At 56.6% G+C, this 13,136-nt stretch carries 9 protein-coding genes and 4 tRNA genes; 2 read left to right on the forward strand and 11 right to left on the reverse strand.

The features are described from left to right. Positions 1–78 precede the first annotated feature (78 nt). Positions 79–978, reverse strand: coding sequence for a LysR family transcriptional regulator (locus CKW18_RS17385; protein WP_095189937.1), 900 nt, complete (start codon positions 976–978; stop codon positions 79–81). Positions 979–1,096: 118 nt separating this feature from the next. On the opposite strand from CKW18_RS17385, the gene CKW18_RS17390 reads away from it, so the two are divergent. Next, positions 1,097–2,302, forward strand: coding sequence for an MFS transporter (locus tag CKW18_RS17390; RefSeq protein ID WP_095189938.1), 1,206 nt, complete (start codon positions 1,097–1,099; stop codon positions 2,300–2,302). 100 nt (positions 2,303–2,402) lie between these two features. On the opposite strand, the gene CKW18_RS17395 is transcribed toward CKW18_RS17390, so the two are convergent. From CKW18_RS17395 to CKW18_RS17445, 10 genes are all read right to left on the reverse strand, one after another. Continuing rightward, positions 2,403–4,274: a SurA N-terminal domain-containing protein gene (locus tag CKW18_RS17395; protein ID WP_095189939.1), complete on the reverse strand. Its 1,872-nt coding sequence runs from the start codon at positions 4,272–4,274 to the stop codon at positions 2,403–2,405. 227 nt (positions 4,275–4,501) lie between these two features. Next, positions 4,502–4,774 carry an HU family DNA-binding protein gene (locus tag CKW18_RS17400; RefSeq protein WP_003183171.1) on the reverse strand — a complete coding sequence of 91 codons (273 nt, stop codon included), beginning with the start codon at positions 4,772–4,774 and terminating at the stop codon, positions 4,502–4,504. A 148-nt stretch (positions 4,775–4,922) separates the two neighbouring features. Continuing rightward, positions 4,923–7,319 carry an endopeptidase La gene (lon, locus tag CKW18_RS17405; RefSeq protein ID WP_095189940.1) on the reverse strand — a complete coding sequence of 799 codons (2,397 nt, stop codon included), beginning with the start codon at positions 7,317–7,319 and terminating at the stop codon, positions 4,923–4,925. Between the two features lie 162 nt (positions 7,320–7,481). Then, the gene (clpX, locus tag CKW18_RS17410; RefSeq protein WP_016775335.1) at positions 7,482–8,765 is read right to left on the reverse strand and encodes an ATP-dependent Clp protease ATP-binding subunit ClpX; all 1,284 of its coding nucleotides are present in this window, start codon (positions 8,763–8,765) and stop codon (positions 7,482–7,484) included. 112 nt (positions 8,766–8,877) lie between these two features. Beyond that, entirely contained in the window at positions 8,878–9,513 is a 636-nt protein-coding gene (gene clpP / locus CKW18_RS17415) for an ATP-dependent Clp endopeptidase proteolytic subunit ClpP (protein WP_007951559.1), read from the reverse strand. Between the two features lie 92 nt (positions 9,514–9,605). Further along, positions 9,606–10,916 (reverse strand): trigger factor, encoded by a 1,311-nt coding sequence (tig, locus tag CKW18_RS17420; RefSeq protein ID WP_095189941.1) that lies wholly within the window; start codon positions 10,914–10,916, stop codon positions 9,606–9,608. 401 nt (positions 10,917–11,317) lie between these two features. Next, a tRNA-His gene (locus CKW18_RS17430) sits at positions 11,318–11,393 on the reverse strand. Between the two features lie 77 nt (positions 11,394–11,470). Beyond that, positions 11,471–11,555, reverse strand: a tRNA-Leu gene (locus CKW18_RS17435). 57 nt (positions 11,556–11,612) lie between these two features. Further along, a tRNA-His gene (locus tag CKW18_RS17440) sits at positions 11,613–11,688 on the reverse strand. 32 nt (positions 11,689–11,720) lie between these two features. After that, positions 11,721–11,797 (reverse strand) — tRNA-Arg (locus tag CKW18_RS17445). Between the two features lie 275 nt (positions 11,798–12,072). Here CKW18_RS17445 and folD point away from each other — a divergent pair. After that, positions 12,073–12,927, forward strand: a complete 855-nt coding sequence (gene folD, locus CKW18_RS17450) for a bifunctional methylenetetrahydrofolate dehydrogenase/methenyltetrahydrofolate cyclohydrolase FolD (RefSeq protein ID WP_095189943.1) — start codon at positions 12,073–12,075, stop codon at positions 12,925–12,927. The last annotated feature ends 209 nt before the right edge of the window (positions 12,928–13,136 follow it).

Below are 13,136 nucleotides of genomic sequence, written 5' to 3' on the forward strand. Positions count from 1 at the left end.
GAAAACAGTCCGGGGCGTATTGTGCAACAGATCGCGGCCCCGCGGCGTATGGATTAGTGTCTTGAAACAGTTACAACGCTATCGACCTTCGGTGTCGGGAAAAAGTCGCGCCGATAAATGATCGATGAAAACCCGCAACTTCACCGTCGCGTGGCGGCTCGAGGGCCATAACACCCAGAATTGACCGGTATGTTCCAGATACCCATCCAGTACCCGCTGCAGGCGCCCTTCAGCGACCGCGTCATGCGTCATGAAGTCCGGCAGGCAGGCAATGCCCATACCGGCCAATGCCGCATGACTGACGGCCTCGATGGACGTGCTGACAAGCCGCGCCGGCAATAATGGCTCCGCGGTAAACGGCTCCCGCCGCAAAGGCCAGGGCTCCAGTTTTCCGGTGGCATGGAAGGTGTGGCGCAGACAGGCGTGGTCAGCAAGATCGCCGGGCATTTGCGGCACACCGCGCTCACGCAGATAGGCGGGACTGGCCACCAGCACCATGTAAAACTTACCCAACGGTCGTGCCATCAGTCGCGAGTCACGCGGTGTACCGGTTCGGATAACCGCATCGAAGCCCTCTTCGACCACATCGACCATGCGATCAGTCAGATCCAGGTCCAGCTCGATCTGCGGATACAGGGCCATGAACTCGTTCATGACCGGCATCACCAACCCATGCACCTGCGGCAGACTGATCCGCAACTTGCCATGGGGTTTTGCAGCGGCGTCACACAACTCAAACTCCGCCGCCTCAACCTCGGCGAGGATCTTGCGGCAACGCTCAAGAAACAGCGCACCTTCGCTGGTGAGCGTGATACTGCGAGTGGTGCGATGAAACAGCCGTACGCCGAGCCGTGCTTCCAGCCGGGCAATACTTTTGCCCACCGCCGAGGACGATACTCCCAGCAGCCGACCCGCCTCGGTAAAACTGCGCGTTTCGGCAACCTGAACAAACACCGAAATACTGCCAAGGCTATCCATACCAACACTCCATTGACGACTTCCATGTCCGATATGTTCGGAACCATAACCTGTTTTTCCTGAATGTGCAGCGCTCTAACCTGTGTGCCTCGTCAACTCTGCACAAGGATGCTGGCTCATGAACGACGCACCACTCACCTGCCCCCCACTCCACCCCCCGCTTGCAACCCGCGAACGCCTCCCCCTCGCAGCACTGCTGGCCCTGGCAACCGCCGGTTTCATCACGGTAATGACCGAAGCCATGCCCGCCGGCCTGCTACCGCAGATGAGCGACGGCCTGGGCGTCTCTCAGGCGCTGATCGGGCAACTGGTCACGTTGTATGCCATCGGTTCGATACTGGCCGCCATACCGCTGACCATCGCTACCCGCACCTGGCGTCGCCGCCCGCTGCTGCTATCCGCCATCTCCGGGTTTGCCATCGCCAACAGCATCACCGCCGTTTCAGACCTGTACTGGCTAACCCTGATTGCACGATTTATCGCCGGTGTATTCGCCGGCCTGCTCTGGGCCCTGCTCGCCGGGTACGCAAGCCGAATGGTCGCGCCGCACCTGCAAGGCCGTGCTATCACCGTGGCCATGCTGGGTGCACCGATTGCGCTGTCACTGGGAATCCCGGCAGGCACCTTGCTCGGCACCCTGATCGGCTGGCGCCTGAGCTTCGCGATCATGACCGCGTTAACCGTACTGCTGGTCATCTGGGTACGCTGGCAAGTGCCGGACTTTCCGGGCGATCGCGCAGGCAACCGCTTGCCGCTGCGTCAGGTCTTTACCCTGCCAGGCGTACGATCGGTGTTGTTCGTGACCTTGTCCTACGTGGTCGCACACAACCTTCTGTACACCTACATCGCACCGTTTCTGCAACCCTCCGGACTTGCCAGTGATATCGACCTTGTATTGCTCATGTTCGGCTTGGCCTCCGTGCTGAGTCTGTGGGTCGTCGGCAGCCTGATAGATCGCTGGCTGCGCGAACTGGTCATCATCAGCACGCTGCTGTTCATGCTTTCGGCCATAGCGCTCGGCCTATGGCGCGAATCGCCGAACGTGATCTACATCGCCACGGCAATATGGGGACTGGCCTTCGGCGCCATGCCATCGCTGCTGCAAACCGCCTCGGCAAAAACCGCAAAAGACGCCGCCGACACCGCGCAATCCATGCTGGTCACCTTGTGGAATGTCGGCATCGCCGGAGGTGGACTGGCGGGTGGGCTGTTGCTGGACAGCGTGGGGGTTGGACACTTTCCATGGATTGTTGCAGCGCTGCTGGTCTCGACCTTGTACGCAGCTGTAAACGCCCGACATCATGGATTTCCGCGAGCGGGATGATCCAAAGGCGATCCCGACCCATGCCCAGAAGGCTGGATCGCGCCCACAAAAAAGCCCCGACCAATTGGCCGGGGCTCTCGTAGTAAAGCTCAGTCAACCATCAGAACTTCTTGATGTCTGCCTGTGCCTCCAGCTGCTTGCGATAAGCCGCAAAGTCCTGCTGCCCTTCACGGGACGCCAGGAAGCGACGGTACTGAACCTTCTCTTCCTCGGTCGGCGCAGCCGCCTCATTGATGCCGTTCAAACGCACGATCATCAGGCTACCGTCCGACAGCGTAACGCTGCTGAACGTCGGTTTGTCCTTGGCTGCCGGCTTAGGCATACGGAACAGCGCCTGCAGTACCGCCGGATCAACACCTTCCTGACCACGGGTGGCCGCTTGTGTGGCTTTCCAGCTCTGGCCATCAACAGCCTTGTCCAGCGGCGCCTTGCCATCGCGCAGATCAGCAATCAGCTTCTCGGCCTTGGTCTTGGCAGCCGCGCTGGCGTGCTCTTTGGTCAGTTGGGTGCGGATGGCCGCACTCACACTTTCCAGAGGCAGTTGCGCAGGTTTCAAGTGCTCCTTGGAACGCAGCACGATCACGGTTTCCGGATCCAGTTCGATGGCGGTGCTGTTGGCCCCCTCATCGATCACTTCAGTGCTGAACGCAGCAGTGACCACGGCACGGTTGGCCGCAACACCTTCGCCACCTTCACGGCCGAACGGCTTGGAGGTGTGCACAGTCAGTTTCAGATCCGATGCAGGCTGAGCCAGGTCAGACGCTTCGAACGCGGAGTCTTCCAGTTGCTTGGTCGCTTCAACGAAACGCTGCTCGACCTGCGCCGCTTTCAGCTCGCGGGTCAGCTTGTCCTTCAGGCTGGCCAGGGTTGGCACTTCAGGCGCTTCAACACCCAGCAGCTTGATCAGGTGGTAACCGAAGTCGGTGCGAACCGGTTCGGAAACCTGATCTTTAGCCAGCGAGTACAGGGCTTTTTCGAAGGCTGGGTCGTAGACACCAGGACCTGCATAACCGAGGTCACCGCCGTTGTTGGCCGAACCCGGGTCTTGCGAGAACTCTTTGGCCAGCGCTTCAAACTTCTCGCCCTTGGCCAGACGCGCCTGCACTTCTTCGATCTTCGACTTGGCCTGAGCTTCGGTCGTCTTGTCGTTCACTTCGATCAGAATGTGCGCCGCACGACGCTGTTCCGACAGGTTGGCGATCTCTTTCTGATACGCTGCTTGCAAGTCTTCGTCCTTGACGGCGACCTGATCGAAGAACGAAGCCTTCTTCAGTTCCAGGTAATCGATGACCACTTGATCAGGGGTCATGAATTCCTTGGCGTGCTCGTCGTAGTACGCCTTGACCTCATCGTCGGTCAGCTTGACCGCGGCCGGATCAGCCTTGACGTTCAGGGTCGCGAAATCGCGGGTCTGTTTTTCCAGACGGGCGAATGCCAGCACTTCGGCGTCGGTGACAAAACCGCTGCCCGCTACACCGCCGCGCAATTGGCCGATCAGCATTTCCTGAGCCAGCATCTGGCGGAATTGCATACGGCTGTAACCCAGTTGACGGATCACCTGGTCGAAACGCTCGGAGCTGAACTTGCCATCAACCTGAAACTCAGGCGTCTGCAGGATCACCTGATCCAAAGCGCCTTCGGAGAAAGCGAATTTCGATTGTTCAGCGCCTTGCAGCAGCAGCTTGCGATCAATCAGACCCTTGAGGGCCGATTCGCGGAGCATTTTTTCATCGAGCAAGGAAGCGTCGAAATCTTTGCCCAGCTGTTGCATCAGCTGACGGCGTTGCATATCAACGGCCTGGCTCAGCTCGTTCTGGCTGATTTCTTCACCATTGACCTTGGCCACCTCATTCTTGTGAGTGGCGGCCTGGAAAATGGCGTCGAAACCGGTCAAAGCCATCAGCAAAATGATGGCCCCGATAATGGTCTTGGCAATCCAGCCTTGTGAATTGTCCCTGATATTCTGCAGCATGCGTCCCCCAGAAACGGTTGAACTTCAATTTAGGCAACCGTGGAGCGTGGGTAGAATCCGGATAGAAGAAAGGCGCATCCGAGGATGCGCCTTCTCGTAACTGGCGGAGCGGACAGGGCTCGAACCCTCGATCCCGGCGTTACAGGCAGCTGTTTCAGCGACCTGCTCTACCGCTCCGCTGCCAAGTCAGGCATGACCCCGACCCGGATGGGTAAAAACCTGAAAACTTAGTTAACAGCTTCTTTCAGTGCTTTACCGGCTTTGAAACCTGGCTTCTTGGCAGCCGGGATTTCCAGAGTCTTGCCGGTCTGAGGGTTACGACCGGTACGAGCCGGACGATCAGTCACGGAGAAAGTACCGAAACCGACCAGAACTACGGAGTCGCCAGCCTTGAGAGCGCCAGTGACGGATTCGATTACAGCGTCCAGCGCACGGCCAGCAGCAGCTTTCGGGATATCAGCGGATGCAGCGATAGCATCAATCAGTTCCGACTTGTTCACTCTAAGTCCCCTTATATCTATTTTGAGATGATTCTAAGTTTTTTGGTGAAAGCAAAAACGAGTGCTGAATGGCCTACAGACACTTAAGAGCCGCTTTATAACAAGGGCTCTAAAAAGCTGTCAAGGAAGCCCCCCAGGCAAAAACGTATTAATGCGTGCTAATTCTTTCCTTAGAGTCAGACTCGCGCTTTTCGTCCTTGGCAACTATCTCCGGAGCCACATCCGGCAAGGGCTCCGGCGCGTATTGCAGCGCAATTTGCAGGACCTCGTCAATCCATTTAACCGGTTTAATCTGAAGATCCTGCTTGATATTGTCAGGAATCTCCTTCAAATCACGCACGTTCTCTTCCGGAATAATCACAATCTTGATTCCGCCGCGATGCGCCGCCAGCAGTTTTTCCTTCAAACCGCCAATTGCCAGCACCTGACCACGCAGAGTGATTTCGCCGGTCATGGCGACATCGGCGCGTACCGGAATGCCGGTCAACGCCGACACCAGCGCGGTGCACATCCCTACACCGGCGCTAGGACCGTCTTTCGGAGTCGCGCCTTCCGGCATGTGGATATGCGTGTCGCGCTTCTCGTGGAAGTCCAGAGGAATGCCCAGACTCTTCGCGCGACTGCGTACCACAGTCAGGGCGGCAGTGATCGATTCGACCATTACATCACCCAGTGAACCGGTCTTTATCAACTGACCCTTGCCCGGCACAACAGCGGCTTCGATGGTCAACAATTCGCCGCCAACCTGAGTCCAGGCGAGTCCGGTCACTTGACCGATCTGATCCTGTTGCTCAGCCAGGCCGTAGCGGAACTTGCGCACGCCGAGGAAGTGCTCCAGCAAATCAGCTGTCACTTTCACCGAGAAGCGTTTTTCCAGCGCGTGCTCTTTGACCGCCTTGCGGCAGACCTTGGCGATCTGCCGTTCGAGGCCACGAACACCGGCTTCACGGGTGTAGTAACGGATGATGTCGCGGATCGCTTCTTCGTCGAATTCCAGCTCGCCTTTCTTCAGACCATTGGCGGCGATCTGTTTTGGCGACAGGTATTTGACCGCGATGTTGATCTTCTCGTCTTCGGTGTAACCCGGCAGACGGATGACTTCCATCCGGTCAAGCAGCGCCGGCGGAATGTTCATCGAGTTGGAGGTGCACAGGAACATCACATCGGAAAGGTCGTAATCGACTTCCAGATAGTGATCGTTGAAGTTGTGGTTTTGCTCAGGATCGAGCACTTCAAGCAACGCCGACGCCGGGTCGCCACGCATGTCGCTGCCCATTTTGTCGATTTCGTCGAGCAGGAACAGCGGGTTGCGCACGCCCACCTTTGTCATCTTTTGAATCAATCTTCCCGGCATCGAACCGATGTAAGTCCGGCGGTGACCACGAATTTCCGCTTCATCACGCACGCCACCGAGGGCCATGCGCACGAACTTGCGGTTGGTCGCATGGGCAATCGACTCAGCCAGCGAGGTTTTACCCACGCCCGGAGGACCCACCAGGCACAACACCGGGCCACGGATTTTCTTCACGCGCTTCTGCACGGCGAGGTACTCAAGGATACGTTCCTTGACCTCTTCCAGACCATAGTGATCGGCATCGAGAATGTCTTCCGCACGGGCCAGATCCAGGCGCACTTTGCTCTGTGCCTTCCACGGTACTTGCACCAGCCAGTCGATGTAGGAGCGCACTACCGTGGCTTCGGCGGACATCGGTGACATTTGCTTGAGCTTGTTCAACTCTGCGGTGGCTTTGGCCAGTGCATCTTTCGGCAGGCCGGCAGCATCGATGCGCTTTTTCAGCTCTTCGATTTCATTGTGACCTTCATCACCGTCACCCAGCTCTTTCTGAATGGCCTTCATCTGCTCATTCAGGTAGTACTCGCGCTGGCTGCGCTCCATTTGTTTTTTGACGCGACCGCGAATGCGTTTTTCGACTTGCAGCAGGTCGATCTCGGCGTCCAGCAATGCCAGAACATGCTCGACCCGCGCCGACAAATCGATGATTTCGAGGATTTCCTGTTTCTGCTCGATTTTCAGCGCCATGTGCGCGGCCATGGTATCAACCAGGCGGCCCGGCTCATCAATGCTGTTGAGCGATGACAGGACTTCAGCCGGGACTTTCTTGCCCAACTGCACATATTGTTCGAACTGCGACAGCAGCGTTCGCACGAACACTTCGGACTCGCGCTCGGCAGCGTCGACTTCTTCGATCAAGGAGACTTCGGCACGGCAGTGGCCGTCGACTTCGCTGAAGCGCTCAACGGTACCGCGCTGCTCACCCTCGACCAGCACCTTGACGGTGCCGTCGGGCAACTTGAGCAGTTGCAGCACAGTTGCGATGGTACCTACGCGATAGAGAGCGTCTTCACCGGGATCATCGTCAGCCGGGTTTCTCTGGGCCAGCAGCAGGATCTGCTTGTCACCCGTCATCGCTGCCTCGAGGGCTTCGATGGATTTCTCGCGCCCCACGAACAGCGGGATAACCATGTGCGGATAAACCACAACATCACGCAATGGCAGGAGAGGCAATTCGATGGTTGTCTTCATGATTTCGCCTCTACGGCGGCCATATGGCCGTAATCAGATGGAATTAAGCTTGAAACCAAGATGGGGGCTGCCTTGAAAAAAAACAAGCACAAAGCGGATGTAAAAAATGACATAAAAAAAAGAGGCCCGAAGGCCCCTTCTTTATTCCGGCAGAGTGGACGCTTAAGCGTCCGGCGCTGCCTTGGCCGTCGGCTCACTGTTCTCGTAGATATACAGTGGCTTGGACTTGCCTTCAATCACACTCTCATCGATGACGACTTTGCTCACCTCGGACTGCGAGGGGATTTCGTACATCGTGTCGAGCAGCACACCTTCGAGAATCGAACGCAGGCCACGGGCACCGGTTTTACGCTCCAGGGCACGCTTGGCGACCGATTTCAGCGCGTCTGAGCGGAACTCCAGATCCACGCCTTCCATCTCGAACAGCTTGGCATACTGTTTGGTCAGAGCATTTTTCGGCTCGGTGAGGATCTGCATCAGCGCAGCCTCATCCAGCTCGTCCAGCGTCGCGAGGACAGGCAGACGACCGACGAACTCCGGGATCAGACCGAACTTGACCAGATCGTCAGGCTCGACTTCACGCAGGGACTCACCAACCTTCTTGCCTTCTTCCTTGCTGCGCACTTCTGCGTTGAAACCGATGCCACCTTTGGTGGAACGGTTCTGGATGACCTTCTCGAGACCCGAGAACGCACCACCGCAGATGAACAGGATGTTACGGGTGTCGACCTGCAGGAACTCCTGCTGCGGATGCTTGCGGCCACCTTGCGGCGGTACGGAAGCGACCGTGCCTTCGATCAACTTGAGCAAGGCCTGCTGCACGCCTTCACCAGAAACGTCACGGGTGATCGACGGGTTGTCGGACTTGCGGGAAATCTTGTCGATTTCGTCGATGTAGACAATACCCATCTGGGCCTTCTCTACGTCGTAATCGCACTTCTGCAGCAGCTTCTGAATGATGTTCTCGACATCTTCACCTACGTAACCGGCCTCGGTGAGGGTGGTTGCGTCGGCGATGGTGAACGGAACGTTCAGCAGGCGGGCCAGTGTTTCGGCCAGCAGGGTCTTGCCAGAGCCTGTCGGGCCGATCAGCAGGATGTTGCTCTTGCCGAGTTCGACGTCGTCAGCCTTTTTGTCACGCTGGTTCAGGCGCTTGTAGTGGTTGTACACCGCTACGGCCAAAACCTTTTTCGCACGCTCCTGACCAATCACATACTGATCAAGGATGCCGCTGATTTCTTTAGGCGAAGGCAATTTATGCGCGCTGCTTTCGGCCTGGGCTTCCTGCACCTCCTCACGGATGATGTCATTGCACAGGTCGACGCACTCGTCGCAGATAAAGACCGAGGGGCCGGCAATCAATTTGCGCACTTCATGCTGGCTTTTGCCACAGAAGGAGCAATAGAGCAGCTTGCCGTTGTCCTCGCCGTTGCGGGTGTCAGTCATTCGTTCGATCCAAATCCGATAGGCTTGCAACACAAGATGAAGGCTATTGCGGGCTTTTTCAAGCCCGCCACTGATCAGACGCGCCGACCAAGCCTATTTTGAGTTGCTTATTTTAAGCTGGGCGCTGGTTGATCACTTCGTCGATCAAGCCGTATTCCTTCGCAGCTTCTGCACTCATGAAGTTATCGCGGTTGGTATCGCGCTCGATTTCTTCAAGGGTACGACCGCTGTGCTTGGCCATCAGCGTGTTCAGGCGCTCGCGAATGAAGAGGATTTCCTTGGCATGGATTTCGATATCCGATGCCTGACCCTGGAAACCACCCAGTGGCTGGTGAATCATCACGCGCGAGTTCGGCAGGCAGAAACGCTTGCCTGGAGCACCGGCGGTCAACAAGAACGCGCCCATGCTGCATGCCTGGCCGATGCAGGTAGTCGATACGTTGGGTTTGATGAACTGCATGGTGTCGTAGATCGACATGCCTGCTGTCACCGAACCGCCCGGGGAGTTGATATAGAGATGGATGTCCTTGTCCGGGTTTTCCGCTTCAAGGAACAGCAGTTGCGCGCAAATCAGGTTGGCCATGTAGTCCTCTACCGGACCAACCAGAAAAATCACTCGCTCCTTGAGCAGGCGCGAGTAGATGTCATAGGCGCGTTCGCCACGAGCAGATTGCTCGACAACCATCGGAACCAGGCCGCCTGCGGCCTGGATATCAGAGTTCTGCTGAATATACGAATTACGGAACATGCTCTGCAGTCACTCCCAAATAGTTATGTCTTGAATACGCATAAGCCAGCTCGAGAGCTGGCTTATGTGAGCACTTCTTAACGCAAAAACGATCAGTCGGCTTTTGGAGCTTCTACCGGCTTGACTGCTTCTTCGTAAGAGACCGATTTGTCGGTCACGCTAGCTTTCTGCAGAACAGTATCCACAACTTGTTCTTCCAGCACAACCGAACGGACTTCGTTCAGTTGCTGGTCGTTCTTGTAGTACCAGGACACAACCTGCTCAGGCTCTTGGTAAGCCGAAGCCATTTCCTGAATCATTTCACGAACGCGGGCTTCGTCAGGCTTGAGGTCGAACTGCTTGACCACTTCAGCCACGATCAGACCCAGCACGACGCGGCGCTTGGCTTGTTCTTCGAACAGCTCGGCCGGCAGTTGGTCTGGCTTGATGTTGCCACCAAACTGCTGAACAGCCTGCACGCGCAGACGGTCAACTTCGTTGGACAGCAGAGCCTTAGGCACTTCGATCGGGTTGGTGGCCAGCAGACCGTCCATGACCTGATTCTTGACCTTGGATTTGATCGCCTGACGCAGTTCACGCTCCATGTTCTTGCGAACCTCGGTGCGGAAACCGTCGATGCCGCTTTCCTTGATGCCGAATTGAGCGAAGAACTCTTCGTTCAGCTCAGGCAGTTTTGGCTCGGAAACGGTGTTGACAGTGACGGTGAACTCAGCGGTTTTGCCAGCCAGGTCCAGGTTCTGATAGTCCTCTGGGAAAGTCAGGTTCAGAACGCGCTCTTCGCCGGCCTTAGCGCCAACCAGGCCTTCTTCGAAGCCCGGGATCATGCGGCCGGAACCCAGCACCAGCTGAGTACCCTTGGCGGAACCGCCAGCGAACACTTCGCCGTCGACCTTGCCAACGAAATCGATGTTCAGCTGATCTTCGTTCTGGGCAGCACGATCGGCCACTTCAAAACGGGTGTTCTGCTTGCGCAGGATGTCCAGCATTTTGTCCAGATCAGCGTCAGCCACGTCAGCGCTCAGGCGCTCAACGGTGATGCCTTCGAAGCCGGCAACGGTGAACTCAGGGAACACTTCGAATACGGCAACGTATTCCAGATCCTTGCCAGCTTCGAGCGACTTAGGCTCGATCGACGGCGAACCGGCCGGGTTCAGCTTTTGCTCAACCACGGCTTCGTAGAAGGAGGACTGGATGACATCACCAACAGCTTCCTGACGAGCGTCAGCACCGAAACGACGCTTGATTTCGCTCATTGGCACTTTGCCTGGACGGAAGCCAGCAATCTTGGCCTTTTGGGCAGTCTGCTGCAGACGCTTGTTGACCTGAGTCTCGATGCGCTCAGCCGGCACGGTGACGCTCATGCGGCGCTCGAGAGCAGTAGTATTTTCAACAGAAACTTGCATGGATATTCCTCGTTGCACAGACGTTAGCCGGCCGTTTCCGACCCCAGAATCAAGGGCATGCATTCTAGTGGGTCAAACTCAAGAAGTCACCCTACTGAAAACGGGTAAAAAAACAGCAGGCAATTTATAAGGACCGACACACGGATGCGTCGCGCCCCACAGGCGAATACAACCAATCACGCCAGGGCTCTGCGCCAATCTCTTCTATATATAGAAGAGATGACCCATAACTCCCTGACGGCCGACCTTGCAAGCAAGCCCGGCGAGCAGCACAGCATCATCGAGCAACATAAATACGACGAAACGCCCTGCCCTGCAGCCTGAAACCGGTAATCACCGGGTTTCCAAACCGCTAAAACAAAAAAGGCGCCAGACTGTTAAATCTGGCGCCTTTCGAAATATGGGGTGGACGATGGGGATCGAACCCACGACAACGGGAGTCACAATCCCGTGCTCTACCAACTGAGCTACGCCCACCATATTGCGTAACAAAAAAGCCAAATGTCTTCTTTGTTGAACCCCACCAGGCCAAAAGGCATGAATGAAGCTTTAATTGGTGCGGATGAAGAGACTCGAACTCTTACGCCTCGCGGCGCTGGAACCTAAATCCAGTGTGTCTACCAATTCCACCACATCCGCAGATGAAGCTTTTAAAGCAAAGGCGCCAGACTGTTACATCTGGCGCCTTTCGAAATATGGGGTGGACGATGGGGATCGAACCCACGACAACGGGAGTCACAATCCCGTGCTCTACCAACTGAGCTACGCCCACCATATCGCGCTACTTGTGCCAAAGCTGCCTAATGGCGCACCCGGCAGGACTCGAACCTGCGACCATCCGCTTAGAAGGCGGATGCTCTATCCAGCTGAGCTACGGGCGCCTTATTAATCTGTACTCTTAAAGGACTACAAACTAAGTGCTTTCCAGCGTTGCAGAACCTTAATTCCGCTTCACCTTCTTAACCAGTGCTAGGCTGTGCCCGACAAGTGCGACGAATAGTATAGAGCGCTCCCAAGGTCGTCAAATCCTTTTTGAAAAAAATTCATTTAATTAAAGGAGTTAGGGGAATTTGCTGACCAAGCGCCTTTGCCCTCACCGCCTGACATGCGAGAATGCGTTCTCTTTTTTTCCCCTCTCGATGGTTAATCACGCGCAATGACTGCACAACTAATCGACGGCAAATCGATCGCCGCCAGCCTGCGCCAGCAGATCGCCAAACGAGTTGCCGAGCGTCGCCAGCAAGGCCTGCGCACTCCCGGCCTCGCGGTGATCCTGGTCGGCAGCGATCCTGCCTCTCAGGTTTATGTCTCGCACAAGCGTAAAGACTGTGAAGAGGTCGGTTTCCTCTCTCAAGCCTACGACCTGCCCTCCGAAACCACTCAGCAAGCGCTGACCGACCTGATCGATCGTCTTAACGACGATCCGGCAATCGACGGCATCCTGCTGCAACTGCCACTGCCCGAGCACCTGGACGCCTCCAAACTGCTGGAGCGTATCCGCCCGGACAAAGACGTCGATGGCTTCCACCCTTATAACGTCGGCCGTCTGGCCCAGCGTATTCCGCTGCTGCGCCCATGCACCCCTAAAGGCATCATGACCTTGCTGGAAAGCACCGGCGCTGATCTTTACGGGATGGACGCCGTTGTCGTTGGCGCCTCCAACATCGTTGGTCGCCCAATGGCAATGGAACTGTTGCTGGCCGGTTGCACCGTGACAGTCACCCACCGCTTCACCAAGGATCTGGCTGGCCATGTGGGTCGCGCCGATCTGGTGGTCGTGGCCGCCGGCAAGCCTGGCCTGGTCAAAGGCGAGTGGATCAAGGAAGGCGCGATCGTGATCGACGTCGGCATCAACCGTCAGGAAGACGGCAAACTGGTCGGTGACGTCGTGTACGAAACCGCCCTGCCTCGCGCCGGCTGGATCACTCCAGTTCCGGGCGGCGTCGGCCCGATGACCCGTGCCTGCCTGCTGGAAAACACCCTCTACGCGGCAGAAACCCTGCACGCATAAGGCATATTTTGCGCAGTACGAGAACCCCGCCCTGTGCGGTAATGCTGTTCACTTAAGCATTTGAATCCTCGCCGGGCTTCTCCGAAAATCCGATGTCAGATCTCTGGCATCGGATTTTTTATGTCTGTTCAACAGGACTTGCTCGACCTCGGCGACCTTTTCAACTTCTGTGACTTGAGCACATTCACTCAAAATATTCCCATCGAGTG

Origin of the sequence: Pseudomonas sp. Irchel 3E19 (assembly GCF_900187585.1) — a bacterium.
In the GTDB taxonomy this organism is placed as follows: domain Bacteria; phylum Pseudomonadota; class Gammaproteobacteria; order Pseudomonadales; family Pseudomonadaceae; genus Aquipseudomonas; species Aquipseudomonas baetica.